Origin of the sequence: Rhodococcus sp. MSC1_016 (genome assembly GCF_023667485.2) — a bacterium.
In the GTDB taxonomy this organism is placed as follows: Bacteria; Actinomycetota; Actinomycetes; order Mycobacteriales; family Mycobacteriaceae; genus Rhodococcus_F; species Rhodococcus_F oxybenzonivorans.
On sequence record NZ_JAMOZI020000001.1, the window covers coordinates 3,783,290 to 3,808,226 of the forward strand.

The following is a 24,937-nucleotide window of genomic DNA, read 5'->3' on the forward strand; positions in this document are numbered from 1 at the left end:
TCATGACCCTCTTGACCACCACCGTCAACTCGCTCTGGCAAGTGATCCTCGTCGGACTGCTGTTCGGTGCGGGACTGCCCGCCATCTTCGCTCTCGGACTGAAGTCGCTCAGCGCAGGAGCCGAAGGTGAGACCTCGGCGCCGCAGCCGTCCGTCGCAGGCCGGATCGGTGCCGTGGCCTGCTTCGCCGTCGTGCTGATCGCGATCATCACTGGGATACTGCTGTTGATGAGCGACTTCCTGGCCAGCACGTTCGGTATCCACATCTTCTGAGCGGCGACCGCGAGGTTCCCACTCCATCGACGAAAGAGGCCGAACGCGTGCCCAAATACTCACTTCGTTCCGTACTCGATTGGCTCCGCGCCGGATACCCCGAAGGGATTCCGGCGAAGGACCATTTCGCGTTGCTGGCCGTGTTGCGTCGTCGACTCACCGATGAGGAAATCGAGCAAGTGGTGGAGCTGTCGATCGAAACGGCCCACGAACACCCGAATCGCCACGTCGATTACGACAGCATCCGGCGCCTCATCAGTGAGATCACCCACGAAGAGCCGTCGGAGGAGGACGTTGCGCGGGTCACCGCGAACCTCACCGCGGGAGGGTGGCCGGTCGCTGGCGACACCGACGAGGGTGCGGGCGATCCGAAAGAAACACGCGACGCGGGATAGCCGATGAGCCTTCCACCGTTCCTCACTTCCATCGTCGGGTGGCTGCGAGCCGGCTATCCCAATGGTGTGCCCGAGCAGGACTACATCCCGTTGTTCGCCTTGCTCACTCGCCGCCTGTCCGAGGACGAGGTGGATGCCGTCGCCGACGCTCTCGTCGAGGAAGGTGACCTCCCCATCGAGAAGACGGACATCCAGGTCCTGATCACCAAGGTCACCGACGAGTTGCCACTCGAATCGGATGTCGACCGGGTTCGCAACAACCTTGCCGCGGGCGGATGGCCGTTGGCCGGGCCCGCCCAGTGAGCGAACTCCAGATCCTTCCCGTCCCGTCGGGCGTCGGGGTTGTCGGTATCCTGCCGCAGCTGTCGGAGATGCTCGACGGAACCGCCCCCGCCGCGCTGCCCGTCCCCGCCGCGGACGAGCGGGAGACCCGGCGACTGACCGACGCCTTGCGCCCTGGGGAGCCGATCGACGACGGCGTCGCACTCGTCGTGGCGACTTCGGGTACGACGGGCGTGCCCAAAGGCGCGATGCTCACGGCGGCTGCGCTGCGCGCGAGCGGTGAGGCGACACACGCGAGACTCGGGGGGCCCGGCTCCTGGCTCCTGGCGCTGCCCGCCCACCACATCGCGGGGATGCAGGTGCTCCTGCGCAGTGCGCTGGCAGGCACCGAACCGGTCGTGGTCGATGTGACGGGAGGTTTCGATCCCGCAGCGCTGCCCGCCGCGGTCGAGACCATGTCCTCGCGTCGCCGCTACACGTCTCTGGTTCCGACGCAGCTCGTCAAGGCCCTCGACCACCCCGGCGCGGTGGCGGCACTGGCCTCCCTCGACGCCGTCCTGCTCGGCGGCGCAGCGACACCGGCCCCGGTGCTGCAACGTGCCCAGGAGGCTGGGATCACCGTCGTGCGCACCTATGGCATGAGCGAAACGTGCGGCGGATGCGTATACGACGGCATCCCTCTCGACGGCGCGCGGATCCGGATCGGCGACGACGGCCGCGTCCTGCTCGGCGGACCCATGCTGGCGACCGGTTACCGCGGCATTCCCGACCACCCCGCGTTCGCCGAACCCGGCTGGTTCCGCACCGACGACTCCGGGTCGCTCACCGACGGAATCCTCAGCATCACCGGCCGACTGGACGAGGCCATCTCCACCGGCGGCCTCACCGTCGTACCGCAAGTCGTCGAGCGCGCACTCAACGAGCACCCGGCCGTGCGTGAATGCGCCGTCTTCGGCCTCCCCGACGAACGACTCGGCCGGCGTGTCACCGCCGCCGTCGTCGCCGAATCCGGAACCCTCCCCACGCTCGACGAACTGCGGCAGTTCGTCGAACGCACCCTCGACCCCACCGCTGCGCCCCGCGAACTGCACCTCGTCGACGCCCTCCCCCTCCGCGGTCCCGGCAAGGTCGACCGCCGCGCCCTGGAGTCCAGGTTCGGGTAAGGCGCACCTGTTTGCGCTGATTTCCGCCAGCCGCGGTCGCAATGGTCGCGCGTCTGGCCAATGTCTCCGCGGATCGAGTTGTCCACAGGTTGCGCTCCATCCACAGGGTCGCGCTGAAGTCCTGGTGAGCACGCCAGCCCTGTCTGCCGCGTGTTGCACGATGTCCGCCATGACCGACGATCTGATCTTTCGACGCCGAGCCTTGGCTGACGGCATCACCGACTCCGAGATCCGACGCGCGCGAAGGTCCGGACAACTTGTGCGGATCGCCGCGGGCGCGTACGTCTCCGACGCGCACTTCGCCGGACTCGACGCGTGTGCACTGCACCGAATACGCATCGCTGCGGCCCTGCAGTCGCGGCCACCCGGTGTCGTGGTGAGCCACGCCTCCGCGGCGCTGCTGCACGATATGGATGTCGGTGACATCCCGCTCCAGCGGGTACATCTGACTCGCAATCACACGTCCGGCGGCGGCCGAACTGCTGGAGTACACGTCCACGCCGCACCATTCGACGCGTCCGACGTCGTCGTCGTGGGCGGGCTGCCGGTCACCTCCGCCGCGCGAACAGTGGTGGACACAGCGCGCATCTCGACGTTCGACCAGGCCGTCGTGGTCGGTGACTCGGCGCTGCACCGCCGGCTTGTCACACTCGACCACATCGGGGACGTGATCGATCGGTCCGGACCACGAAAAGGTATCGCGACGGCGCGACGAGCAGTGGGATTCCTCGAGGGTCGCAGCGAGAGCCCGGGAGAATCGCTGAGCCGCATTCGGATACGCCGGCACGGACTACCCTCACCTCAACTGCAACGAGTTCTCCACGACAGCAGTGGCGCCTTCCTCGGCCGCGTCGACTTCTTCTGGGAAGCTGACGGCGTGGTCGGAGAATTCGATGGCCTGGGGAAATACGGCGTCGACGGTGGGCAGGCGGCCGTGGCCATGCATCGGGAGAAACTGCGCGAGGACGCAATTCGTGACGCCGGGTTCGAAGTGAAGGACACTTGCAAAGACATTGGCTACCTTCCGACGCAATTGCTGCGCATCCGACCAATGTCCCTGCAAGTGCAGGTTCACCTCCCGCCCGGGCGCCTACTTCTCCAGTTCGGGGGCGTCCGCTTGCAACTCCCCCACCTCGGTTTTGAGGATTCGCATGGATCGGCCGAGACCGCGCGCAGCGTCGGGCAATTACTTCGATCCGAAGAGCACCACCAGAACCACCGCGACAATCGCCCAGTGTGACGGGCTCATCGCTCCCATTACTGCGGCTCCTCACCGTCGGGGTACACGGCGTCCACCTCGACCTCGACGAGCCATCCCGCTGCCGGCAGGCTCGCCACCTCGAGCGCGAATCGGCTGGGACGCGCGGAGTTCCGTTCCATCGGCGCGGCCGGTTCCGCGGTGCCGAGGGGAACCAGTTCGGTGTCGCCAGTGTCGAGGTTGGTGTTCGCGAAGAACTGCCGGTAGGCGCGATTCCAGCCGGCGTAATCGGCGCGGTCCGTTCCGGGGGCATTGTCGAGGAACACCCGCATGGTCACGACGTCCTCGAGCGTCAGCCCCTGCGCCTCGAGATTGTCGCGAATTCGCTTCAGCGCGTTGATGCCCTGCGCTTCGGTGATCGTGACCCCGGCCGGGAGTGTGCCGCCCGTGAACACGTCGGTGTCGATGTACGACTCCGGGGTTCCCTCGGGCGCAGCTTTGTTGGACGCACCCGGTCCGATTCCGCTCGACTTGTAGACCGCGGTGCCACCGCCGATCGCCACCCCCTGCGCGATCATCGGATTCGCCTCGCCCGCTTCGAGAGCGGATTTCGAGACGAAGGTGCTGCCTGGCGCCTCTGCTGCGGCCTCGTCGGAGGAGCAGGAGGTGGCCCCTGCGAGAACAGCGGACGCCGCGAGGGCAGTGGTAATTGCCTTGATACGGAACGACTTCATGAAGAACTCCTTGTTAGAGGGGAAGGTCAGGCTTCCTGGGCCACGCGCTCGTGGATGTGGGTGACGACGTCGCGGGCGGACGTCAGAGCGCCGTGCTGCCAGGCGATCGCATTGGACAGGTGGTCGCCGGCGAAGTAGATCTTCTCGACCGGTTCGAGCAACTTCTCGTACTCGGGGGTGGCCGTCCCGCCGTGGGAGCCACCGCTTCCCGCCCAGTTGACCCACGCGCTCTCGGAGTACTTGGTGCGACGCCAGCTGCCGGAGAACGACGAGGAGATGTCGCGGGTGTACTTCTCACCGTGGATTTCGGAGCCCTCGGCGATCGCCTTGGCGAGCCGCTGCCGGTGGGTGAGCGACTCGAACGCTTCCTGCCTCTTGCCGCTGCTGTAGTAGGCGACGACCACGCCTCGATCGGAGTTGTAGTGGTCGTACGGGAACATGATCTGCGAGATGTCCTTGTCGGTGTTGGACGCGCCGCCGTAGATGCGGTCCTCCGTCTCCCACCACCGGCGCGAGTACTCGATGCCGAGCTTGCCGGACGACGACGGCTTGGCCGCCTTCAGCGCGGTGAGCACGTCGGCGGGCAGGTTGTTCTGCAGACGTCCGATCAGGTGTGGTGGAATCGTGCAGATCGCGTAGTCGGCGGTGATCGACTTCTTCGAGCCGCCTGCGGTGTATTCGACGGTGACGCCCTCGGACACGTTCTTCATCGACGTCACCTCGGCGCCGAAGACGATGTTGTCGGTGCCGATCCTGTCCTGAAAGGCGTAATAGATGCGGTCCATGCCGCCGACCGGGGTGAACATCATCATCGCCTGGTCGTAGCCGAAGTCGAAGCTGAAGTTTCGGCCGATGCCGCTGCGGATCACTTCCTGCATCGCGAACGGCTTCTTCTCGCTGCCGAAGTTCAACCCGGCGCCGGGCTCGGAATCGTAACCGCGACGCGAGGATCCGAGGTATCGGCCGTCGTCGGACAGGTCACCGAAGTCACTGAGGAACTCCGACAACGCGTCTTTGTCCTCGTGGGTCAGCACCTGGTCCAGCGCGCCCTGATCGGTTGCCTTCTTCAACAGTTCCGACATGTAGCCGAACGTGTCGGCCTTCGCGGCCCGGTACGTGACGGACTGGCCCGACAACGACGTGTCGCTCTGGTAGTTCACATACGTATTCGCGTTCTGGTTCCCGAAGCCCTGGATCTCGACGCCGAGTTCGCGGCAGTAGTCGAGCGTGATGTGGCTCTGCGGGATGCGGGTGGCGCCGACGTTGTAGAAGTGCCCCTCCGAGAACGTGCATTTCTGCGTCTCGCCGTTCAGGTCGGTCTCCTCGGTACCGCCCCGGGCGGTCCAGACGCGGCCACCGGGCCGAGTGCGGGCTTCGAGGACCGTCACCGTGTATCCGGCCTTCTGCAGTTCGAACGCCGAACACAGGCCGGCGGGGCCGCCGCCGAGCACGACCACGGAGTGGCTGCCCTTCACCTTCCCGATCAGGTCGCCGGCCGCGAGCGGCTGGAACGCGCGGGCGGGAGCGGCGGTCGACGGTGCGAGCCCGAGCGTCGACATCGCACCGTACGCGAGTCCCGCGCCCCCGGTGGCCCCGAGGCCCTTCATGAAAGATCTACGTGTGAATGCCAATTCGCGCTCCCATTCTTGCGCCCGGCGACCCGGGTAACTTGTCCGGATTCATCCTGGGAGGAACGCGAGTCGGGAAGTTGTCGGCGGCGAAACAGTCTGAGGCCGGCGAGCGAGAACGGTCGCGGGCCGTTCTCACTCCCGAAGCGGAGTTCGACCCGAAACCGAAACTTTTCGGCAACACGACCCGGCTAGTTTCACGCGCATGTCAGCCCTTTCCGACGCCATCGCGCGTTCGTTCGCCACCGGCGAGCCCGAACGTCAGGCCGTGTCGCCGCTGCGTGCGCTGGGCCGGCGGCAGTTGTCGGGCTTCGAGGTTCTCGCCCAGTCGGTGGCCACGACGGCTCCGGCGGTGTCGATGGTGGTCCTGCCCGTCACCATGTTCACCCACCAGATGCTGCTGAGCGGTCTGATCACGATCGTCGTCGCCACGGTGGTGGTGTCCCTGATCGCGGTGTGTGTCTCGCAGTTCACGCGACGCATGGCGGCCGCGGGCGGCCTCTACAGTTTCGTGTTCCAAGGCCTCGGCACGCGTGCCGCGCTGACCGCCGGGGTCGCCATGCTGACCAAGTACGTGGGCAGTGCGGTGATGACGCTGTACCACGGTGGCCAGGCCGTGATCGCGACGCTCGGCTTCTTCGGGCTGGAATTGCGCGAACCCGCCGAACGTCTCCTCGTGTACGCCGGGATCGCGATAGTGATCCTCGGCTGCCTGGTCCGCGGGGTGCGGTTCGCGGCCCTCGCCATCCTCGCCGTCGAAACATGTTCGTTGCTCTTCATCGTCGGCCTGATGGTGGTGACGGGCGCGGGCGGGCAACACGCCGTGGTGCCGTCCGAAGGCTCGTCGTCGCACGGTCTCCTGACCATGGCGCTCGTTGCCGTGTTCGCTCTCGCCGGTTTCGAGAGCGCCACTTTCTTCGGACCCGAGGCCAAGCGGCCCCTCGCGACGGTGACCCGGACCGTCCTCCTCACCCCGATGATCTGCGGTGCGTTGTTCATCTTCGCCGGCTGGGCCGCGTGGTCCGGCCGCGCCGACACCCTCGTCAACGCCTACCTCCACGGCACGTCGACCGGTGTCGCCCCAGCGGTCGTCATCGCGCTGAATATCGGGCTCGGGACGTCGTGGCTTGCCTCGGCGATGGCGTCGTCCAACGCCGCCTCACGCCTCGTGTATTCGATGGGCGTCGAATCAGTGGTTCCGCGGCTGTTCGCGCGCGTGCAGCGCGGCTACCGCACTCCGTATGCCGCACTGGCCCTGATTGTCTGCACCGTATGCGTGGGCGCAGCGACCTTCGGAATCGTCGGCAAGTCGACCGCCTTCGGTCACGTTCAACTGGCAGCACGCACGGCGGTGATCGCCGCCTATGTTCTGGTCGCGGTGGCGTCGGTGCAATTCCTCCGCCGAATTCAGGAGCACACCGCATTGACCTTGTGCGCCGGGGTCGCGGGCAGCGCAGCCGGTGGAACCGTCCTCACCTACCTGTTGTTCACCACTGCCTCACACGGCCTCGTCATGGTGCCCGCGGTGATGCTCACGCTGCTGCTGTCCGGTTCTGCCTGGCACCTTTTCCTCCAGTGGCACCATCCCGCGAGTCTGATGTCGATCGGCGTGTTCGACAGCGCGGAAACGGAGGACGTACTGCCGGGTGCGGGCGTGTTCGCCACCGACGCGACGGGCAACCTGGCATTGACCGCGAGTGCGCGAACCCATGAGATGCGCTGATGGCGAGGAGGACCGGGGAGCTCGCGGGCCACGAACCCCGCGCCGTGCAGAAAGCACTCGCACTACTCGAGGCCGTCGCCCAACTGGGCTCGGGAGCAACCGCCAAGGACGTCGCCGCCCATGCGGGTATCCCCCAGGCGACGGCCTATCGGCTTCTGAATCTGCTCACCGCCGACGGCTATCTGGTGCGAATCTCCGACCTCTCCGGATTCGCACTCGGTCGCCGCACCCGGCAACTCGCGGGCGCCGACACGCCGGACCCAGTCGATCAGCACGCGATCGTCGAGGGACTGCGGTCTCAGGTGCGGTTCGGTGTCTACCTTGCATCGTTCACGGGGGGCGCGGTCCGGCTCGTCGACAAGGACCCCGACCACGAACTCAGCGGTGAAGGCACCATCACGGCGCATCCGCATGCGTCCGCCATCGGGAAGATCCTCCTCGCGGCGCACCCCGAACTCGTACAGCAGCAACTACGCCGGGTCACGTCCCGCACGATCACCGACATCTCGATGCTGAACGCCGAGCTGGAGACCATTCGGCACACCGGTTCGGCCCGGGAAGTGGACGAGATTCGTATCGGCCGCAGTTCCGTCGCCGTCCCCGTGCACGACTCCCGACACGGCGTGGTCGGCTGCCTCGCCGCGATCGGGAAGACTGGACGGCTGGCCGTCGGCGATCCGGAGTTGACCGACCTCCTACACGCCTGCGCCCACCGCCTCGGCGCCGGTGTGTCGGCCTGAACAGATCGCAGCCGTTACCGGTTCGCCCCGGCCGGTAACACTCAGGTACTGGTCCACCGCATTCGGCGGTGGTGCGGAGTGCAAAGATCGACACATGGCAACGGCTGCTCAATGGATCGAAGGCGCTCGTCCGCGCACCCTCCCGAACGCGATCGCCCCAGTGCTGGCGGGCACAGGCGCAGCGGCGTCGCTCGGCGGCGCAGTGTGGTGGAAGGCGTTACTGGCGCTCGTCGTCTCTCTCGCGTTGATCGTCGGGGTCAACTTCGCCAACGACTACTCCGACGGCATTCGCGGCACCGACGACGAACGGGTCGGACCGCTGCGGCTCGTCGGTTCCAAGTTGGCGAAGCCGTCGGCGGTGAAAGCTGCTGCCATCGCCTGCTTCGCCGTCGCAGCTGCCGCCGGACTCGTACTAGCCGTCACCACCGCATGGTGGTTGGTTCTGATCGGCGCGCTGTGCATCGTAGGCGCCTGGTTCTACACAGGCGGCAAAAAACCCTACGGGTACAGCGGTTTCGGCGAGGTTGCCGTCTTCGTATTCTTCGGTCTCGTCGCCGTCCTCGGCACCCAATACGTGCAGGCGGAGACGGTGGACTGGGCGGGACTCGTGACGGCCGTTGCCGTCGGATCGTTCTCCAGCGCGGTGCTCGTGGCGAACAACCTCCGGGACATCCCCACGGACACCGAATCGGGCAAACGCACACTCGCTGTCCGTCTCGGCGATTCCCGCACCCGCATCCTGCACCTCGTCACATTGACAGTCCCGTTCATCGCGACTCTCGTCCTCCTTGCGCGCACCCCCTGGGCGCTTCTCGGACTATTGGCCGTGCCCCTTGCGATCCGGGCGAACTCGCCGGTTCGTTCCGGCGCCACAGGCCTGGCCTTGATACCGGCGTTGCGGGATTCGGGCCTGGCCATGCTCATCTGGGGCGCAGCGACGGCCGTGGCGTTGTCGCTGGCCTGACCGAGCTCAGTCGCGGTCCGGAACGACGATGTTGACCAGGAAATTGACCACCGAGATGATCAGGCCGCCCCAGAGAGCCGTCCAGAAGCCGTCGACCGTCATGCCGTAGTCGGTCTGTGAACTCAGCCAAGCGGTGAGCATCAACATCAGCGCGTTGATCACCAGGGTGAAAAGTCCGAGCGTGAGAATCAGCAGCGGCAACGACAACAGCTTCACCAGCGGTTTGACGAAGATGTTGACCACCGTGAATACCAGCGCGATACCGAGCAGCACCACGATGTCCCACGCAGTGCCGTTGCCCGAACTCGAGATGTCTATGCCCGACACCCAGGCGGCCGCGAGCCAGATCGCGAACGCGTTGACGACGAGACGTACCAAGAAGGTCATCTGTGCATGCTGGCACATCACTGCGACACACGGGCATCGCCCCCATTCGCGGAGAGCCCGGTTCAGGCTGCCCGGTCGAGCGCGGCGTGCACCCGACGCCGGAGTTCGTCCACAGTCACCGAAACCTCGAGTATCTCGCGGGCCGTGCCGTCCGCGGCTCGGAGCACTCCCAGCAGCATGTGCTCGGGTCCGATGTGATTGTCTTTGCGGGCCAGGGCTTCCCGTAGGGACAGTTCGAGCGCTTTCTTGGCGTCCTTCGTGAACGGGATGTGGCCCGACTTGCGCCCGAACCAGCCGCGCGGCCCCTTGGGCGGCTCGGGATCGAGGACGCCCTTCCCGAAGGTCTGTTCGAGACTGCGGCGGACGGCGTCGAGATCGATGCCGATCGATCCGAGTGCGTCCGCGTCCGCCTCGCTGAGCGCTATACCCCGTTCCGCGACAGTGCGTCTCGCGGCCGCGAGGACGATGCCGGAATCGGCGAGGATGCCCTGGACGGGTTCGGTCGGCACGGACAGAAGCCCGAGAACGAGGTGTTCGGGACCGATCCGCGGCGACTTCAGAGCGCGAGCCTCCTTCTGGGCATCGATCACCACAGCACGGGCATCCGTCGAAAATCGTTCGAACATGGGGAGCTACCTCCCTTTCCGATTGTGCTTCTGATGGACCGCTTGCCTGCTCACCTCGAGCGAGTCGGCAATCGCCTGCCAGGACCAGCCCTGAGCGCGAGCGTTGTCGACCTGAATAGCTTCGAGCCGCTCCAGAAGACGTCGCAGGGCACGCACGGCCCGTAACCCCTCGGCGGGGTCCGGGCTTCCCGCTGCAGCTGCGAGTGTCGTTGCCTCCGTCATACATGTCAATCTAGGTTGACACCGGGTCGGGTGTCAACCTTTCTTGACGCCTTGTCGACGGCTCAGTACGCGGCGACCGCCCCGTCGACCGCCTTCTGCAGCTCGCACTGCGCGATGTGGGCAATGTCCATCGGCTTGACGGGGAGAGCAGTGAGCGGTTGAGCGACATACACACTCGCACCCTTCACCAGCTCGGTATCGGCGCCGTGCGCGTCCGGGCCGTAGCCGATGCCGATCGAGAGCAGCGCGGGAGTGACACCTCGATCGACAGCGCGTTTGGCGATATGACCGATGCCACTGTTGATGCGCTGGAGCCGTGTCGGGTCGCCCTCATTGCAGGTGCCCTCCGGGAAGATCGCGAGGTTGTCTCCCCGGCACAACCTTTCGGCCGCCACGTCCATCATGAGACGCCCCGCATCCGCCACGGCGCGCAAGCCGTAGTTCTTACTGCGGAACACCGGGATGCCGCCCATCATGTCGACCTTCTTGCGGAGATCGGGGTCGGTGAACAACTCGTCCTTGGCCAGTACGCGGGTCCTGCCGATCACTCGGCGCAGAGGCGTCTTCCACGCGGTCGCGGCAAGCGTGTACTGATCGCTGTGCGTCACATGATTGGCGGCCACGAGCAGTACCGCTCCGGACTTGACGAGCTCGGTCAGCTGCTCCTCGGCGCCTTCGGCATACCGGACCCGCGGCCGGTACTTCATGCTCAACATCGCGTACGCCAGCTTGGCCAGCACCCGGTTCTGCTGATGATCGCGGTAATAGTCGTACACCGCACGGTAGTTCTCGAGGGTTACCTCGGGCCTGTCCATACCTAGTCCCCGATCGCATCGTCCTGACCTCAGGCTACCAACCTACGGTTGCGTAGCCTACGGAGGCGTAGGTACTGGGATCATGCTGCAAAGGTGTGTGAATTGACTGGTTTCGGGTAAAACAGACCTGTGATCCGCTCGGCCATCGTCACCGACCTGCCCACTCTCCAACAGATCGAAGTTGCCGCAGGAGCTCCGTTCCGCGACATCGGAATGGACGCGATCGCGGAGGATCCGCCGCCCTCACTCGACGAGTTGAGGGAATTTCTGGATGCGGGGAGGATTTGGGTCGCCGCGGACGCAGACGGCGACCCGGTCGCATATGCCCTGGTTGCGCTCGTGGACGGCGCCGCGCACATCGAACAGGTCTCGGTCCATCCCAGCGCCGCCCGGCAGGGACTCGGGGCGCTCCTTCTCGACGAGATCTCGTCCTGGGCGGCGGAACGCGGCTTTCCGGCCCTCACACTGACCACCTTCGTCGACGTTCCCTGGAATGCGCCGTACTACGAGCGGCTGGGCTTTCGGCCCCTGCAGGATTGCGAACTCACCCCCGGGCTGTCACAGATCCGCGCGGACGAGGCACGCAACGGACTGGCAGCGTGGCCGCGCGTCACCATGACGCGACCGGTGGCCACGCCCGCACGCCGGGCGCAGCCGACGAGTCAGCCGGCCTGACTCAGGCACTCCCGGTCCGACTCAGCCACTCTCAGGCGGTGTGACCTGGCAAGACTCCGGTATGCGCGAAGTCGTCCAGCAATGCAGTCGGCCCGGTGAGGTCGATGCCCTCAGCGCTGACCCACCGGTCGTCGTAATAGGTGTCCGCGTAGCGCTCACCGCCGTCGCAGAGGACGGTCACGACGCTGCCGGAGCGGCCGGCCGCGATCATCTCTGCCACCACCGAGAACGCGCCCCACAGGTTCGTGCCGGTGGAACCACCCACACGCCGGCCCAGTGCCGAACTGGCATGGCGCATGGTGGCAATGGAAGCGGCGTCAGGTACGCGCATCATCCGATCGATGACCTGTCCGACGAACGAAGGTTCCACGCGAGGCCTGCCGATGCCCTCGATACGGGACGGCAGCCCGGTCGCGTAGTCACAGGAATTGGTGTCGTACCCGCCGAAGAACGCCGAGTTCTCGGGATCGACCACGAGGAGTCGGGTGGCGTGCCTGCGGTACCGGATATAACGCCCCAGCGTCGCGCTGGTGCCTCCGGTACCGGCACTCATCACGATCCACTCCGGCACCGGGTGTTCCTCACGCGCCATCTGCTGGTAGATCGACTCGGCGATGTTGTTGTTGCCCCGCCAGTCGGTGGCCCGCTCGGCGTGGGTGAACTGATCCATGAAGTGGCCGTTCGACTCCGCCGCGAGCCTGCGGGCCTCGCTGTAGATCTCGGGCGGGCGGTCGATGAAGTGACAGCGCCCACCTTGCGCCTCGATCAGCGCGACCTTGGCGCCGCTCGTGCTGCGCGGCATCACCGCCACGAAGTCGAGGCCCAGCATCTTGGCGAAGTAGGCCTCACTGACCGCTGTCGAACCGGACGACGCCTCGATGACCGTGGTTCCCTCGGTGATCCACCCGTTGCAGATCGCGTACAGAAAAAGTGAACGGGCCAACCGGTGCTTCAGGCTTCCCGTGATGTGCGTCGACTCGTCCTTCAGGTACAGCTGCACGCCCCACGCCGGGGGAAGCGGGTAACGGAGGAGATGCGTGTCGGCGCTGCGCTGCGCGTCGGCCTCGATCAGACGAACCGCATTGTCCACCCAGTCTCGGGACCGGCTCCGATCGATGACGACGCAGTCGGCGTCCGTCACCGGTCCTCGCCGCGGAGTTTCGCGCGCAGGTCAGCCTGGTCCGCGCGGCGCTGCGCGTCGAACGCAGCGATCCCCTCGTTCACCCTGCGCCGAAGTGTCGCGAACAGCAGCAGAGACAGCGGAAGGGCGATCAGGACCGCGAAAATGGCGGCGACGAGCAGCGGAATCGTCACCCCGACCAGGGCGGCGACTCCGAGGATGATGCCCGCGATGACGACGACGAGGAGCAGTCGAGCGAAGGAGTAGAGCGCGATGTCGCGAGCCAGACGACCCTTGGTGACCCGTTCGGCCGGCTGTGGGGCCGCCGACCCTGCGGTCACGGGGGGCTTGGCCTGATCGGCTGGCTTCGGGTTCTTCGGCTTCTCACTGGGCTCGCTCACGACCCCCAGATTACCCACCCACCGGGGCGCGCTCGAACGTCCGACTTATCCGATTTGTCTATTACCTCCCCTTTACCAACATTAGATCGTTCGAGTACCTGGGGGTTGTGGTGCCACGATGACCGTATTCGGTCGCGATTGCGACCAGCTGCAGCACTGACAGAACGAAAACAGCGGAGGACCGTCGATGAGCGCACCCACCTACAACGGATCCGGTTTCAGCGGACCGAACGAAGCCCTCATGACCCCGGGCCAGGTGGCCGCTCTGTTCCACGTCGACCCGAAAACCGTCACCCGGTGGGCGCACGCGGGCAGGCTCGGCTCGCTCCGGACACCCGGTGGCCACCGCCGGTTCCGTGAGGCCGAAGTGATGCAACTGCTCCGCTCGCTCACCACGGAGGCTGCCCGACCCTGAACACCTTGGCTACCCGACCCTGAACACGGAGGCTCCCGACCCTGAACACGGCGGCTGCGCGACCCTGAACAGGTGGACGGGCTCGCCCCTGAGGGGGTAGGTGCCGTCGGCTTCTTACACGGCTACGCTCGAGGGATACCGGCTACCCGAGCGGTGTAAGGAGGTGCGCGGTGCTGTATTTGTTGGCGCTCATCGGGCTCGTGGTCGTGGCGTTTCTACTTTGGAAAGCGTTCGGCCCGAATACGAAGCCAGTTCTCGACGACAGGGTTCTCGGACCCGACGACGATCCAGATTTTCTGTGGCGCATGAGTCGGGACGCCCGACGGAGGAAGTCGGACGAGCCCGACACGGGTTCGCCGGATACCACTGGGTGATTTCCGCAGCGGTTCGGCTCCTGCGTCAGCGATGATCCTGGAGCGCGAAGGTGGAGGCTGGAAAGTCGGACGCCACCGCTGCAGCGAGTTCGAGTAGGGCATTGCGCGTCTTGGGCCGCAGGCGATCGAGTTCGATCTCGGCGCCTTCTTCGAGGTGTGGATCGAACGGGATGAGCCGGACCAGCCGGCACCGCTGTTCGAAGTGTTCGACCACTTTCGGCAGATCAACTTTGCCGGAGCGCGGGCGGACGGCGTTGACGACGGCCACGGACTTCGCGACGAGTTCGCGGTAGCCGTGCGCATCGAGCCAGTCGAGCGTCGCCGAGGCGCTGCGGGCACCGTCGACCGACCCCGAGCTGACCACCACGAGTGCGTCGGCCTCTTCGAGAATCGTCTGCATCGCGGAGTGCATCAGCCCGGTGCCGCAGTCGGTGAGGACGATGCTGTAGAACTTCTCGAGCATTGCGACCGTGCGCGCGTAGTCGTCCGCGCTGAACGCCTCCGACACTGCCGGGTCGCTGTCCGATGCGAGTACCTCGAGCCGATGCCGACTCTGTGACGTGTAACTGCGGACGTCACTGTACTTTTCGATGCTGTGTTCGTCGCGGAGCAGGTTCCGCACGGTGGCGGGGGTTTCCAGGGGGATCTTCTGGCTGAGCGTGCCGCGGTCCGGGTTGGCGTCGACCGCGATCACTCGATCACCGCGCAACGATGCGAACGTCGATCCCAGTGTGGCCGTGGTGGTGGTCTTGCCGACTCCACCCTTGAGGCTCAGCAAAGCGATCTTGTAGCAGCCCTGCAACGGCTGGTTGACCTGCTTGGTGAGCTCGATGCGGCGCTGTTCCTTGGCGCTGTTCCCCAGGTTGATGTAGCGACCGGACACCTGGTACAGCATTCTGCGCCACCCCGTCGTGGGCGCTGGCTTGACCTGCTTGAGCAGAAGTGACGTGGACAGGTCTCGCGCGGACACCGCGTACTGCTGCTGCTCGGGACGCACGGTCTGCGGACGGCTCGCCGGATGCTGCTGGGGAGCCGACGTGTACGCGGCGGGAGCAGGTTGCTGCGTGTGCGACGGCAGCTGCTGCGCGGGGGCCGTGAACGTCGGAGCCGGGGCGGGCTGCGGAGATGCGGGAGCCAGTGTGGGCGCCGGTGCCTGAGTAGGAGCCGCGGCCGGGGGCTGCGTCTGAGGACGCGCCGGCGTCGCGGCGGGGGCCTGGTGCCCCGGCTGCGCGAAGGGGTTGGGACCCTGCGGCTGAACGTACGGCGCCTGCCGCGCGGCGTTGTGCGGTGTGGATCCCACGGTGGTGTCGGCGGGCGGGTTCGATGCCGGCCGCACCGGCTCCCACCCGCCAGCGTTGTTTTCGGACATGGCCGAACATCCCCCCTAGATGAAGTCTCCGTAGTCCCCACCGCTTCACACCGCTGGGAGACGTCGCGGCGGAAGAATATCAGTCGGTGGTGACCGTCAGGTCAGGCCCGCATACGAATGCAGTCCCGACACCACCATGTTGATGATGAACAGATTGAACAGCATCGCGACGAAGCCGGCGATGTTGATCCACGCGGCTTTGGTATCGCGCCATCCGGAGGTCGCTCGGGCGTGGAGATATGCCGCATAGATCACCCAGGCGATGAACGACATCGTCTCCTTGGGATCCCATCCCCAGAACCGCCCCCAGGCGGCTTCGGCCCAGATCGCCCCCAGGATGACACCGGCGCCGAACAGCGGGAACCCGATGATCGTGGTCTTGTACGCCAATCGGTCCAAGGTCTGCGCGTCGGGCAGGCGCTCCGCCACCCGCGCGAAGATGCCCGTTCCTTCCTCGCCGCGCGGGTAACGCATCCGCAGCAGGAACAACAGGCTGGCGATGCCCGACACCAGGAAGACGCCCGAACCCACGCTGACGATGGTGACGTGGATCGGAAGCCAGTACGACCGCAGCGCCGGCACCACCGGTGCCGCATCCGCGTAGAGCACCGTGGCGGCGAGGAACATCAGGATGAGAATGGGGACGAGCAGGAAAACCCACATCGGCCGGTATGCCGGCTTCGACAGGAGCGCCAGCCCCACGACGAGCGCCGCCCCGCAGGCCATGGTGACGAACTCGTACATATTGCCGAGCGGGAAACGGTCGGTCGCGAATCCGCGGAGCACGATCGACGCGAAGATGAGAACAGTGCCTACCACGAGCACCGCAGACCCCATGCCGCCGAAGCGTTCGGCCATCGGCTTCTTCGGCTGCTCGACCACGCGTCCGGGAACCGTCGCCGAGCCGGCGGGCCTGGCACCCGCCGCAACGAGCTCTTTGTCCTGCACGGCGCGCGCCCTCGTCGACGCGTACTGCACGATCAGCAGCACGAGCGCGAGCGCGAGCACCGTGAACGCTGATCGGAAGGCCCAGTCGCTGTACTGCGCCAGTGTCTCGTTGGTCGTCATCGTCGCTTCTCCTGCGCGTCAGGCTTCGTGTCGTCCGTCAGCAGACGGGCGCAGAGCCGGTCGAACTCGTCACCCCAGCCGGCCTGATCGGTCCGGGCGAGTCCGCCAAGCTCTACTACAGTACGTCGTGGGTCAAGGTCGGCGGGGTCCGCGGGATAGATGCGGGCCCAGATGCGGCGCCGCTTGATCAGCAGCGACACCAGCAGTCCTGCCATCATCGTCAGAGCCGACACCAGCACCCACTGTTGCGCCGGATCGTGCGACACCTGCACATTGACGAAGTCCACGGCGCCGTCGAACCGCACCTGAGTGCCGTCGGCGAGCGTGGCGCTCTCCCCCGGCATGAGGTTGACGCGGTCCTGCTTCACCAGCCGGCCCTGGTTGATCAGTTCGGTATTGAGGGAGAACAGCGACTGCGGGTTGCCGGTGTCGAGGCCGGTGTCGCCCTTGTAGATGTCGATGGCCACCGCCGGGTCCTTCATCGCCGGATGACTCGACGCGAGCAGGTTGCCGTGGAACAGCGCGGTGGGGGCGAACAAGCCTTCGATCGCGATCTGATTCTTACGGCGCTCGTCCGTGTCGGGGTACATGCCGCCGGGCGGATCGAATCGCATGGCCCCGCTGCTGAGGAACGTCGTCGCATCGTCGGGTCGCCATTGCAGCGTTTCGGTCCGCGTCTCGCCGCCAGGGAACGTGACGGTGAATGTCGGCGCGTATCCGTGTCCCTGCAGGTAGACACGGTCTCCCTCGACGCGGAGAGGATGATTGACCTGCAACTGATCGTCGCGCCAGGTACCGGTTTCGAGGTCGTCACCGGCCTGGTACGAAATGTTCGACGTGAACATCTCGGCCTGACCGTTGTCGAGGTAGTCGGCGGTGAAATCCTTGACCTTGAGACACAGCGGGGTCATTCCCGTGCCGTCCTGCGTGTTCCCTGCCTTGAACGAATCGAACACGGCGGGGGACGTGGTGCAGAAGCCGGGACCGTTGTTGGCGACCACGATCACGTTGCCCTCGTACCCGAACAGTTTGCCGACGGCGATGGCCACCAGCAGACCGACGAGCGAGAGGTGGAAGACGAGGTTGCCGAGTTCGCGCGTGTAACCCTTCTCCGCGGAGAGGGTGATCTCACCGTCGCGGACCGGGCGTGCGCCGCCGGTGCGGGTCTCCACCCGCCACCCTTTCAGCGAAGTACGGATGCGGGCGGCGAGTTCCTCGGGCGTCTCGTCGACCCGGCGCTCGACGTGGTGGGGCAGACGCGCGAGGTTGCGGGGCGCCGCCACCGGACGCGTGCGCAGTGCTTTCGCGTGATCGACGCAACGCGGAAGGATGCAGCCGACCAGCGAGATGAAGAGCAGGACGTAGACCGCGGTGAACCAGAAACTGCCGAATACGTCGAAGAGTTCGAGCCGGTCCATCCAGGGACCGAGGGTCGGCCGATTCGCGATGTACTCGTCGACCTTGCCTGCATTGAGGCTGCGCTGGGGCAGCAAGGCCCCGGGTATCGCCGCGAGTGCCAGCAGGAACAGCAACACAAGCGCCGTCCGCATCGACGTGAGCCCACGCCAGGTGTTGCGGACCAGCGCGAAAGCGCGGCCCGGCAGCGATTGGCGGGGTACCGGTGCGGCTTCCGGGGCTTCGGGGGTCTGGGTGTCGCTCATATGGGCAGGGTCACTTCCGAGATGAAGGCGTCGCGAATCCAGCCGACGAATTGATCCCACGCGCCGGTGACGAGGGCGATGCCCACCGCCACGAGCATGATGCCGCCGAAGATTTGAATGGTTCGCGCGTTGCGGCGTAGCCAGCCCACACCCCGCAGCGCGCGGGAGGAGCCGAGGGCCAGGATCACGAAGGGCAGGCCCAGGCCGAGGCAGTAGGCGACGATCAGGGCTACGCCGCGGGCCGCGGTGGCGCCGTCGGTGCCGGCAGCAAGGGAGATGACACCGGCCAGTGTCGGACCGAGGCAGGGCGTCCACCCCAGTGCGAATACCGCACCCAGCAGCGGGGCTCCCGCCAGGCTGGAGATGCGCCGCGGCTCGAGCCGGGTGTCACGCTGCAACGCCGGGATCAGGCCGATGAACACCAATCCCATGGCGATCGTCACGACACCTCCGACCCGCATCAATACTTCGCGGTTGACGGAGAGGACCGAGATGGCGCCGAAGACCGACGCCGTGGCCAGGACGAACACGACCGTGAAACCGGCCACGAACAGAGTTGCGGCCCCGGCGACGCGCAGGCGTCCGTCTGTCACCGTCTTCGTGCGCGTCGCGGCTTCTTCGGCGGTGACGGCCGGAGCGTCGGCGCCCACGACACCGGCCAGGTAGGACAGGTAACCGGGGACGAGCGGAACTACGCACGGCGAGGCGAACGAGACCAGACCGGCGAGAACGCAGGCTCCGAGCGCAAGGAACAGAGGTCCCGACGAGGCGGTGGACTGGAAGGCGTCGCCGACGCCGGCGGCGAGAAGGGTGGTACCGGTAGTCACGATTCCTGCGCCACCCGTTCGACTACCGGCTGCAGGTCGTCCGCCAGCAATTCCTTCAGGAACACCGCGGCGACACGGTGTTCACGATCGAGCACGACCGTGGTGGGAATGACGCTCGTCGGGTAGTTCGCCCCCAGGGCGATCATCGTCCGCATGGCGGGGTCGTAGATCGACGGATACGACACGTTGTTGTTGATCACGAAGTCCTGCGCCTTGTCTTGCTGATTGTCCCGGACATTGATCCCGAGAAACGCGACACCTTGGTCTTTGGTCGCCTCGTAGACCTGCTCGAGGTCGTTCGCTTCGCCGCGGCACGGCCCGCACCACTGCCCCCAGACGTTGAGGACCACTACCTGGCCCTCGTAGTCGTCGAGGGAGATGGTCTTGCCCTCCGTCATGAGGTCGGGTCCGGACACGGTGCCGATGGTGCCTCGATCGGCCGGTGGATCGTAGAAGATTTCCGTCTGACCGCCCGGGGACACGAAGTCGAACGTGCCTCCCTGGGCCACGGCGTCGTCGCCGGACGCACACGCCGACAGCGACACCGCGGCCATGCAGATCACCGCGAGAAGCCCGGCGAAGCGCCCCCGAATCATGCCCCGCTCACCCTCGGATCCGATGCGCCCGCGGGCTCCGAGTACACGATGTCGATGAGTGTGTCGCCCTCGTAGACGAGCGACGTCAGCGACGCCAGCGAGCACTGGCGGTGGCGCGGGTCGTGCCACAACCGCTCGCCCTGCAGGAATCGGCGCAGCGTCCAGACGGGAAGTTGGTGGCTGACGACCACGGCCTCGTGACCCACGGCGGCCACGCGCGCGCTGTTGACGGCGGCAAGCATTCGGTGCGCGATCTGCAGGTACGGCTCACCCCAGGACGGAGTAAACGGATCTCGCAGCTTCCACCAGTGTCGGGGGCGTGCGAGCGCGCCGTCGCCCACCGACACCTTGAGTCCCTCGAACTCGTTACCCGCCTCGATGAGGTTCTCGTCGGTTGCGATCTCGAGTCCGTGCTTCTCGGCGATCGGCGCCGCCGTTTCCTGCGCCCGCTGTAGCGGCGATGCGACCACGTGGGTGATGTCGTGGGTCGCCAGGACCGACGCTACGGCGCGGGCCTGTGCCTCGCCCGTCACCGACAGGCGGAAACCGGGAAGCCTGCCGTAGAGAATTCCTCGCGGGTTGTGCACTTCGCCGTGCCGGAGCACGTGCACGATCGTGCGGGTCTGGGTGTGGTCGGGGTGAGCGGCATCGGTCACGGTGCGGTTCCTCGGGTCGGGGCGGGGAGTCGGGTGGCTGAATCGACGCGGCGCGTCAGGACTGGACAGACGGTCAGGGCTGGGTGGCCGCCGCGGCGGCCTTCGCTGCATGCGGCAGGGCGTCGGCGATGATGGAAAAGGCATTGTCGTCCATGGCCGCCGAGACGAACCAGGCCTCGAACGCGCTGGGCGGTGGGTACACCCCGCGCGAGAGCAGTCCATGGAAGAAGGCCGGGAACCGCCACGTCTGCGCCGCTTTCGCCTCGGCGTAGTTGGTGACCGGTTCTTCGGTGAAGAAGACGCTGAGCATCGTTCCGGCGGTCTGCACTCGATGGGGCACACCTGCCGCGGTCAGCGATTCGGACAGCAGGTTCTGCAGGGTGACGCTGTTGCGCTCGAGGGCTTCGTAGACACTCGCATCGGCTGCGCGCAGGCTCGCGAGACCGGCGGCGACGGCGACGGGGTTTCCCGACAGCGTGCCCGCCTGGTAGACGGGACCGGCGGGCGCCAGATGAGCCATGACGTCGGCACGGCCACCGAAGGCGGCGGCGGGCAGGCCGCCGCTCATCACCTTGCCGAACGTGTAGAGGTCGCCTGCGACACCCTCCAGTCCGTACCAGCCGGCCGAGCTGACGCGGAATCCCGTCATCACCTCGTCCATGATCAGCAACGCGCCGTGCTCGCGGGTGAGCGTGCGCAGTCCATCGTTGAATCCGGGCTGGGGTGCGATGGCACCCATGTTTCCTGCGGCAGCCTCGGTGATGACGCATGCGATCTGGCCCTCGTTGGCGGCGAACGCCTGCGCGACGGCCTCGAGATCGTTGTAGGGCACGACGATGGTGTCCTCCGCCTGGGCGCCGGTCACGCCGGGCGACGTCGGCAGGCCGAACGTGGCCAGGCCGGAACCGGCGTCGGCGAGCAGGGCGTCGACGTGGCCGTGGTAGCAACCCGAAAACTTCACGATCTTGGTCCGGCCGGTGAATCCCCTGGCAAGTCGGACCGCGCTCATGGTGGCCTCGGTGCCGGAATTCACCAGCCGCACCTTGTCCACCGGCGCGACGCGGGCGACGATCTCCTCGGCCAGTTCGATCTCACCCTCGGTGGGTGCTCCGAAGGACAGCCCCGTGGCGGCCGCCTTCTGGACTGCCTCGACGACAGCGGGATGGGCGTGGCCCAGAATCATCGGACCCCAGGAACAGATGAGGTCGACGTAGTCGTTGCCGTCGACGTCGGTGAGCGTGTAACCGGCAGCCTTCTCGATGAAACGCGGGGTTCCGCCGACCGAGCCGAAGGCCCGCACCGGCGAGTTGACGCCGCCGGGAATGACCACGTCGGCCCGGTCGAAGAGCTGAGCGGAACGGGAAGCGTGCACGTCGGGGCCACCGGAGGAAACAGTCACGGCCTCCAGTGTCCCAGTTCTGTCGAATTTGCCAACGACAGGGTGTAGTGGGTGGCCAGTATCACTTCCGTGCGGTCACTCGGGGACGAGGGAGTCGAACATCGCCCGCATCACCTCGGACAGCTTCATCAGCTCGACGTAGCCGCCGAGGGGGCCGCCGTCGAGGTAGGCGAATTCCATCCCGACTCCCTCGAACCGCCCCTGCTGGACGATGGGCAGCCCGCGGCTCGCCGCCTCCGCCAGCGTGGCCTCGAAGTCGTCGGGAACCCACGCCACGTGGTGCACTCCGGGACCGCTCCTCTCCAACTGCTCGACATAGAGGTTGCGGCCCGACACCGGTTCGATGAGTTCGAGCTGCTGCCCTCCGGCGTACCCGAGCGACACGTGGACGACGTAGTCGGCGGGCTCCCCGCGGTACGTGCAGTGATCGGGACCGAAATGCACATTCGGCAGTCGCAACCATTTCGCGACTCCGAACTGGTCGGTGAAATGGCGCTCCGCCGCGTCGAGGTCCTCGACCACCCAGCAGATCTGAAATATCGGTCCGGTGACGAGGCTCATGCCCCGGGCTCCGTCAGGCCGCGCGGAGATTCGGCTTTCCTGTTCATTCCTGGATGATGCCCTGTTCGCCATTCGGGGACTCACAGATTGCCGCGCGCCGCCTGCTCCCGCTCGATGGACTCGAACAGCGCCCGGAAGTTTCCCGCTCCGAAACCGAGAGATCCGTGCCGCTCGATCAGTTCGAAGAACATGGTGGGCCGGTCGCCCAGCGGCCTGGTGAAAATCTGGAGCAGATAGCCGTCCTCGTCCCGGTCGACGAGGATTCCGCGTTTGTGCAATTCCTCCACCGGCACTCGGACCTTGCCGATCCGGGAGCGAAGCTCTGGATCCTCGTAGTACGCATCGGGGGTGCTCAGAAATTCGACGCCCTCCGCTCGCAGCGCGTCGACGGCCGCGAGGATGTCGCCTGTCGCCAGTGCGAGGTGCTGGCATCCCGGCCCACCGTAGAACTCGAGATACTCGTCGATCTGCGACTTCTTCTTGCCGACGGCGGGCTCGTTGAGCGGGAATTTCACGCGATGATTTCCATTGGCGACCACTTTCGACATGAGCGCCGAGTACTCCGTGGCGATGTCGTCACCGACGAATTCGGCCATGTTCGTGAATCCCATGACCCGGTTGTAGAAGCGGACCCAATGGTCCATCCGGCCCATCTCGACGTTGCCCACCGCATGATCGAGCGCCTCGAACAACCGCCTCGGCCTTCCCGGCCTCGGTACGAAAGTGCCACTGCGCGAGACGTATCCCGGTAGGTACGGGCCGTCGTACCGGCTGCGGTCGACGATGGTGTGCCGAGTGTCGCCGTAGGTGGCGATCGCCGCCAGCCGGACGGTACCGAACTCGTCGGTGACGTCGTGCGGCTCTTCCAGGATCGTGGCGCCCTGCGAGCGCGCGTGGGCGATGCACCGGTCGACGTCGAGCACCTCCATCGCGAGATCCGTGACGCCGTCGCCGTGCGTCCGGTGATGATCAGCGAGAGGGCTTTTCGGGTCCACCGCACCGTGGAGCACGAATCGCGCCGAACCCGACTCGAGCACGAACGACTTGTGCGTGCGCTGACCGGTCTCGGGTCCGGCGTACGCGACGAGTGTCATCCCCCAGGTAGACACGTAGTACTGCATGCTTTGCGTCGCATTGCCGCACACGAACACCACGGCGTCCAAGGCGACTACGGGAAAGGGATCCGAGGCGTCGTCGTGTTCGACGAGGCCGACCAGTTGCCGGAGCCCGGCGGTGTCGAGCCGGGCGGCCACTTCACGCGGAGTCAGTCGAATGTCGGCAGTAGTCATGCAAAAACTGTGATTCAGATCACTGCCATGCGCAACTGTGCGATTTTAGGATGGTCAATGTGTACACAATGCTGGACAGTATCCGCATTCCATCGTACAAGATGACCAGGGGATGACGATGGCTCTCGACCGGCTCGACGCCGCACTCCTCGATCTTCTCCATGACGAACCAAAGGTCGGGGTCCTCGAGGCCTCACGCCGACTCGGGGTGGCGCGTGGCACAGTCCAGGCGCGGCTCGACCGCCTCGAACGCTCCGGGGTGATCACCGGCTCGGCGCCGACCCTCGATCCCGAGGCCCTGGGCTTTCCGGTCATCGCATTCGCCACTCTCGAGATCGCCCAGGGCACCGGACACGCCGCCGTGGTCGAGCATCTGACCGCCATCCCCGAAGTATTGGAAGCGCACACGATCACGGGCGCCGGTGACGTCCTGGTGCGGGTAGTGGCGCGCACGAATGCCGATCTGCAACGTGTGATCAATTCGATCGTCGACGGCCGCAACGTCTTACGCTCGTCCACCGTGATCGCCACGCAGACCCAGATCGCACTACGCCATCAGCAACTCGTCCGGGCGGCGGCCAACGGTTCCGCCATGCGGTAGAACTCGGCCGCGTTCCCGTAGAACACCGCCTCGACGTGCTCACTCCCCACGGCGTCGGCGACGATCTCGAGGTCGGAGTCGGCGAACGGTCGCGGCGCCCGGGTGGACGGGAGGTCGGTCCCGAACATCACGGCGCGCGGGTTCACTGCCACCAGCGCCGTCAGCGCGGCGGCGACATCTAGAGTTCCCCGGCCTAGGCCTGTCGCTTTGACCCGGATCCCCTTCTCGACCACGGACAGGAGGTGCGGCAGACCCTCTGCGGACAGACCGAGGTGATCAATGCTCGCCACCGGAAGTGCCCCCACGAGATCACCGAGGTCGTCGAGATCGCGGGCATCGATGTACAGCTCCGCGTGCCATCCGGCGAGTTCGTGCACTCGCCGGGCGAGAGTGTCGAGGTGCGACAACGACTCGGACCCACCCCGGCGGACGTTGAACCGCAGGGCTCGTACTCCGCACGCGTCCAAACTCAGAATCTCCTCGTCCGCCACCGAGGCGGGCAGCTGCGTCACCCCGACGAAGCCGTCACCGAGCGCTCCCAGCGCGTCCAGCAAATACGTCTGATCGAATGCCTGGAACGATCCGGACACTACGGCGCCCCCGACGACACCGAGTCCGGCCACCCGTCTCGTGTAGTCGGACACGGTGAACTCCGGCGGCAGATAGCCGTCGTTCGGGACGAGTGGGAAGCGGGGATCCACGACGTGCAGATGTGCGTCGAAAACCCGTCGTCCGCCCGTGCCGTCGTTGCCGGTACTCACACCCGCAACTGTAGG

Annotated in this window: 30 protein-coding genes and 1 pseudogene; 11 read left to right on the forward strand and 20 right to left on the reverse strand. The window is 66.2% G+C overall.

What is annotated here, in order from left to right; all coding sequences use genetic code 11:
- Positions 1-2: 2 nt before the first annotated feature.
- The 4 genes from L1080_RS17470 to menE are packed head-to-tail and all read left to right on the forward strand — an operon-like array spanning position 3 to position 2,112.
- Positions 3-272 (forward strand): hypothetical protein, encoded by a 270-nt coding sequence (locus tag L1080_RS17470; protein ID WP_250772667.1) that lies wholly within the window; start codon positions 3-5, stop codon positions 270-272.
- 47 nt (positions 273-319) lie between these two features.
- Positions 320-667: a DUF3349 domain-containing protein gene (locus L1080_RS17475; protein ID WP_250772669.1), complete on the forward strand. Its 348-nt coding sequence runs from the start codon at positions 320-322 to the stop codon at positions 665-667.
- Between the two features lie 3 nt (positions 668-670).
- Positions 671-970 (forward strand): DUF3349 domain-containing protein, encoded by a 300-nt coding sequence (locus L1080_RS17480; RefSeq protein WP_250772671.1) that lies wholly within the window; start codon positions 671-673, stop codon positions 968-970.
- Positions 943-2,112, forward strand: a complete 1,170-nt coding sequence (gene menE, locus L1080_RS17485; RefSeq protein WP_284708187.1) for an o-succinylbenzoate--CoA ligase — start codon at positions 943-945, stop codon at positions 2,110-2,112. The genes L1080_RS17480 and menE overlap by 28 nt, the downstream gene beginning before the upstream one ends.
- Positions 2,113-2,908: 796 nt before the next feature.
- Here menE and L1080_RS17490 read toward each other — a convergent pair.
- The 4 genes and pseudogenes from L1080_RS17490 to L1080_RS17505 form a co-directional block, all read right to left on the reverse strand.
- The gene (locus L1080_RS17490; protein ID WP_308202162.1) at positions 2,909-3,058 is read right to left on the reverse strand and encodes a hypothetical protein; all 150 of its coding nucleotides are present in this window, start codon (positions 3,056-3,058) and stop codon (positions 2,909-2,911) included.
- Positions 3,059-3,202: 144 nt separating this feature from the next.
- Positions 3,203-3,370: pseudogene (gene tatA / locus L1080_RS17495) on the reverse strand (Sec-independent protein translocase subunit TatA).
- Positions 3,370-4,044, reverse strand: coding sequence for a Rid family hydrolase (locus L1080_RS17500; RefSeq protein WP_250772683.1), 675 nt, complete (start codon positions 4,042-4,044; stop codon positions 3,370-3,372). Before L1080_RS17500 ends, tatA begins: the two are co-directional and overlap by 1 nt.
- Positions 4,045-4,070: 26 nt before the next feature.
- On the reverse strand, positions 4,071-5,651 hold the full coding sequence (locus tag L1080_RS17505) for a flavin monoamine oxidase family protein (protein ID WP_250772685.1): 1,581 nt from the start codon (positions 5,649-5,651) through the stop codon (positions 4,071-4,073).
- A 226-nt stretch (positions 5,652-5,877) separates the two neighbouring features.
- Between L1080_RS17505 and L1080_RS17510 the strand changes: the two genes are divergently transcribed.
- From L1080_RS17510 to L1080_RS17520, 3 genes are all read left to right on the forward strand, one after another.
- Entirely contained in the window at positions 5,878-7,395 is a 1,518-nt protein-coding gene (locus tag L1080_RS17510; protein ID WP_250772687.1) for an APC family permease, read from the forward strand.
- Complete coding sequence (locus L1080_RS17515) at positions 7,395-8,135, forward strand: IclR family transcriptional regulator (RefSeq protein WP_250772690.1); 741 nt, start codon at positions 7,395-7,397, stop codon at positions 8,133-8,135. Before L1080_RS17510 ends, L1080_RS17515 begins: the two co-directional genes overlap by 1 nt.
- 94 nt (positions 8,136-8,229) lie before the next feature.
- Positions 8,230-9,099 (forward strand): 1,4-dihydroxy-2-naphthoate polyprenyltransferase, encoded by an 870-nt coding sequence (locus tag L1080_RS17520; RefSeq protein ID WP_159920333.1) that lies wholly within the window; start codon positions 8,230-8,232, stop codon positions 9,097-9,099.
- Positions 9,100-9,105: 6 nt separating this feature from the next.
- On the opposite strand, the gene L1080_RS17525 is transcribed toward L1080_RS17520, so the two are convergent.
- From L1080_RS17525 to L1080_RS17540, 4 genes are all read right to left on the reverse strand, one after another.
- A complete protein-coding gene (locus tag L1080_RS17525) occupies positions 9,106-9,486 on the reverse strand; it encodes a phage holin family protein (protein ID WP_109334935.1) in 381 nt (126 codons plus the stop codon).
- 62 nt (positions 9,487-9,548) lie between these two features.
- A complete protein-coding gene (locus L1080_RS17530) occupies positions 9,549-10,112 on the reverse strand; it encodes a Clp protease N-terminal domain-containing protein (RefSeq protein WP_250772692.1) in 564 nt (187 codons plus the stop codon).
- 6 nt (positions 10,113-10,118) lie between these two features.
- A complete protein-coding gene (locus L1080_RS17535; protein WP_109327895.1) occupies positions 10,119-10,334 on the reverse strand; it encodes a helix-turn-helix domain-containing protein in 216 nt (71 codons plus the stop codon).
- Positions 10,335-10,396: 62 nt separating this feature from the next.
- A complete protein-coding gene (locus tag L1080_RS17540) occupies positions 10,397-11,149 on the reverse strand; it encodes a lysophospholipid acyltransferase family protein (RefSeq protein WP_250772694.1) in 753 nt (250 codons plus the stop codon).
- A 129-nt stretch (positions 11,150-11,278) separates the two neighbouring features.
- On the opposite strand from L1080_RS17540, the gene L1080_RS17545 reads away from it, so the two are divergent.
- A complete protein-coding gene (locus L1080_RS17545; protein ID WP_159920325.1) occupies positions 11,279-11,824 on the forward strand; it encodes a GNAT family N-acetyltransferase in 546 nt (181 codons plus the stop codon).
- 31 nt (positions 11,825-11,855) lie between these two features.
- On the opposite strand, the gene cds1 is transcribed toward L1080_RS17545, so the two are convergent.
- Both cds1 and L1080_RS17555 read right to left on the reverse strand, forming a co-directional pair.
- Positions 11,856-12,965, reverse strand: a complete 1,110-nt coding sequence (cds1, locus tag L1080_RS17550; RefSeq protein WP_159920323.1) for an L-cysteine desulfhydrase Cds1 — start codon at positions 12,963-12,965, stop codon at positions 11,856-11,858.
- Complete coding sequence (locus tag L1080_RS17555) at positions 12,962-13,345, reverse strand: DUF4229 domain-containing protein (RefSeq protein WP_250772696.1); 384 nt, start codon at positions 13,343-13,345, stop codon at positions 12,962-12,964. The genes cds1 and L1080_RS17555 overlap by 4 nt, the downstream gene beginning before the upstream one ends.
- Before the next feature lie 187 nt (positions 13,346-13,532).
- Here L1080_RS17555 and L1080_RS17560 point away from each other — a divergent pair, with 187 nt between their 5' ends.
- Both L1080_RS17560 and L1080_RS17565 read left to right on the forward strand, forming a co-directional pair.
- Complete coding sequence (locus L1080_RS17560) at positions 13,533-13,760, forward strand: BldC family transcriptional regulator (protein WP_109327888.1); 228 nt, start codon at positions 13,533-13,535, stop codon at positions 13,758-13,760.
- A gap of 170 nt (positions 13,761-13,930) precedes the next feature.
- Complete coding sequence (locus L1080_RS17565; RefSeq protein WP_159920319.1) at positions 13,931-14,134, forward strand: hypothetical protein; 204 nt, start codon at positions 13,931-13,933, stop codon at positions 14,132-14,134.
- Between the two features lie 25 nt (positions 14,135-14,159).
- Here the strand turns inward: L1080_RS17565 and L1080_RS17570 are convergent, their stop codons facing one another.
- From L1080_RS17570 to hppD, 9 genes are all read right to left on the reverse strand, one after another.
- Entirely contained in the window at positions 14,160-15,503 is a 1,344-nt protein-coding gene (locus tag L1080_RS17570; RefSeq protein ID WP_159920317.1) for a nucleotide-binding protein, read from the reverse strand.
- Between the two features lie 96 nt (positions 15,504-15,599).
- The gene (ccsB, locus tag L1080_RS17575; RefSeq protein WP_250772699.1) at positions 15,600-16,571 is read right to left on the reverse strand and encodes a c-type cytochrome biogenesis protein CcsB; all 972 of its coding nucleotides are present in this window, start codon (positions 16,569-16,571) and stop codon (positions 15,600-15,602) included.
- Positions 16,568-18,232 carry a cytochrome c biogenesis protein ResB gene (gene resB, locus L1080_RS17580; RefSeq protein WP_250772701.1) on the reverse strand — a complete coding sequence of 555 codons (1,665 nt, stop codon included), beginning with the start codon at positions 18,230-18,232 and terminating at the stop codon, positions 16,568-16,570. Before resB ends, ccsB begins: the two co-directional genes overlap by 4 nt.
- Entirely contained in the window at positions 18,229-19,059 is an 831-nt protein-coding gene (locus L1080_RS17585) for a cytochrome c biogenesis CcdA family protein (RefSeq protein ID WP_159920311.1), read from the reverse strand. The genes resB and L1080_RS17585 overlap by 4 nt, the downstream gene beginning before the upstream one ends.
- Positions 19,056-19,655 (reverse strand): TlpA disulfide reductase family protein, encoded by a 600-nt coding sequence (locus L1080_RS17590; RefSeq protein WP_159920309.1) that lies wholly within the window; start codon positions 19,653-19,655, stop codon positions 19,056-19,058. The genes L1080_RS17585 and L1080_RS17590 overlap by 4 nt, the downstream gene beginning before the upstream one ends.
- Positions 19,652-20,311 (reverse strand): histidine phosphatase family protein, encoded by a 660-nt coding sequence (locus L1080_RS17595; protein ID WP_109327872.1) that lies wholly within the window; start codon positions 20,309-20,311, stop codon positions 19,652-19,654. Before L1080_RS17595 ends, L1080_RS17590 begins: the two co-directional genes overlap by 4 nt.
- 73 nt (positions 20,312-20,384) lie before the next feature.
- Positions 20,385-21,710 carry a glutamate-1-semialdehyde 2,1-aminomutase gene (hemL, locus tag L1080_RS17600; RefSeq protein WP_250772704.1) on the reverse strand — a complete coding sequence of 442 codons (1,326 nt, stop codon included), beginning with the start codon at positions 21,708-21,710 and terminating at the stop codon, positions 20,385-20,387.
- Positions 21,711-21,785: 75 nt separating this feature from the next.
- Positions 21,786-22,271, reverse strand: coding sequence for a VOC family protein (locus L1080_RS17605; RefSeq protein ID WP_250772706.1), 486 nt, complete (start codon positions 22,269-22,271; stop codon positions 21,786-21,788).
- A gap of 80 nt (positions 22,272-22,351) precedes the next feature.
- On the reverse strand, positions 22,352-23,560 hold the full coding sequence (gene hppD, locus L1080_RS17610; protein ID WP_250772708.1) for a 4-hydroxyphenylpyruvate dioxygenase: 1,209 nt from the start codon (positions 23,558-23,560) through the stop codon (positions 22,352-22,354).
- 118 nt (positions 23,561-23,678) lie between these two features.
- Between hppD and L1080_RS17615 the strand changes: the two genes are divergently transcribed.
- A complete protein-coding gene (locus L1080_RS17615; protein WP_159926982.1) occupies positions 23,679-24,161 on the forward strand; it encodes an Lrp/AsnC family transcriptional regulator in 483 nt (160 codons plus the stop codon).
- On the opposite strand, the gene L1080_RS17620 is transcribed toward L1080_RS17615, so the two are convergent.
- Complete coding sequence (locus tag L1080_RS17620; RefSeq protein WP_250772710.1) at positions 24,116-24,922, reverse strand: amidohydrolase family protein; 807 nt, start codon at positions 24,920-24,922, stop codon at positions 24,116-24,118. The genes L1080_RS17615 and L1080_RS17620 overlap by 46 nt on opposite strands.
- Positions 24,923-24,937 lie beyond the last annotated feature (15 nt).

What these genes read in the sequence shown, in the direction of transcription:
- L1080_RS17470 (WP_250772667.1), top strand. Translation starts at nt 3, where the DNA reads ATGACCCTCTTGACCACCACCGTCAACTCGCTCTGGCAAGTGATCCTC.
- L1080_RS17540 (WP_250772694.1), bottom strand. Translation starts at nt 11,149, where the DNA reads ATGGACAGGCCCGAGGTAACCCTCGAGAACTACCGTGCGGTGTACGAC.
- L1080_RS17560 (WP_109327888.1), top strand. Translation starts at nt 13,533, where the DNA reads ATGAGCGCACCCACCTACAACGGATCCGGTTTCAGCGGACCGAACGAA.
- L1080_RS17500 (WP_250772683.1), bottom strand. Translation starts at nt 4,044, where the DNA reads ATGAAGTCGTTCCGTATCAAGGCAATTACCACTGCCCTCGCGGCGTCC.
- L1080_RS17535 (WP_109327895.1), bottom strand. Translation starts at nt 10,334, where the DNA reads ATGACGGAGGCAACGACACTCGCAGCTGCAGCGGGAAGCCCGGACCCC.
- L1080_RS17490 (WP_308202162.1), bottom strand. Translation starts at nt 3,058, where the DNA reads ATGCATGGCCACGGCCGCCTGCCCACCGTCGACGCCGTATTTCCCCAG.
- hppD (WP_250772708.1), bottom strand. Translation starts at nt 23,560, where the DNA reads ATGACTACTGCCGACATTCGACTGACTCCGCGTGAAGTGGCCGCCCGG.
- L1080_RS17530 (WP_250772692.1), bottom strand. Translation starts at nt 10,112, where the DNA reads ATGTTCGAACGATTTTCGACGGATGCCCGTGCTGTGGTGATCGATGCC.
- L1080_RS17590 (WP_159920309.1), bottom strand. Translation starts at nt 19,655, where the DNA reads ATGATTCGGGGGCGCTTCGCCGGGCTTCTCGCGGTGATCTGCATGGCC.
- L1080_RS17570 (WP_159920317.1), bottom strand. Translation starts at nt 15,503, where the DNA reads ATGTCCGAAAACAACGCTGGCGGGTGGGAGCCGGTGCGGCCGGCATCG.
- resB (WP_250772701.1), bottom strand. Translation starts at nt 18,232, where the DNA reads ATGAGCGACACCCAGACCCCCGAAGCCCCGGAAGCCGCACCGGTACCC.
- L1080_RS17520 (WP_159920333.1), top strand. Translation starts at nt 8,230, where the DNA reads ATGGCAACGGCTGCTCAATGGATCGAAGGCGCTCGTCCGCGCACCCTC.
- L1080_RS17605 (WP_250772706.1), bottom strand. Translation starts at nt 22,271, where the DNA reads ATGAGCCTCGTCACCGGACCGATATTTCAGATCTGCTGGGTGGTCGAG.
- L1080_RS17515 (WP_250772690.1), top strand. Translation starts at nt 7,395, where the DNA reads ATGGCGAGGAGGACCGGGGAGCTCGCGGGCCACGAACCCCGCGCCGTG.
- L1080_RS17505 (WP_250772685.1), bottom strand. Translation starts at nt 5,651, where the DNA reads ATGAAGGGCCTCGGGGCCACCGGGGGCGCGGGACTCGCGTACGGTGCG.
- L1080_RS17525 (WP_109334935.1), bottom strand. Translation starts at nt 9,486, where the DNA reads ATGACCTTCTTGGTACGTCTCGTCGTCAACGCGTTCGCGATCTGGCTC.
- menE (WP_284708187.1), top strand. Translation starts at nt 943, where the DNA reads ATGGCCGTTGGCCGGGCCCGCCCAGTGAGCGAACTCCAGATCCTTCCC.
- L1080_RS17615 (WP_159926982.1), top strand. Translation starts at nt 23,679, where the DNA reads ATGGCTCTCGACCGGCTCGACGCCGCACTCCTCGATCTTCTCCATGAC.
- L1080_RS17480 (WP_250772671.1), top strand. Translation starts at nt 671, where the DNA reads ATGAGCCTTCCACCGTTCCTCACTTCCATCGTCGGGTGGCTGCGAGCC.
- L1080_RS17510 (WP_250772687.1), top strand. Translation starts at nt 5,878, where the DNA reads ATGTCAGCCCTTTCCGACGCCATCGCGCGTTCGTTCGCCACCGGCGAG.
- ccsB (WP_250772699.1), bottom strand. Translation starts at nt 16,571, where the DNA reads ATGACGACCAACGAGACACTGGCGCAGTACAGCGACTGGGCCTTCCGA.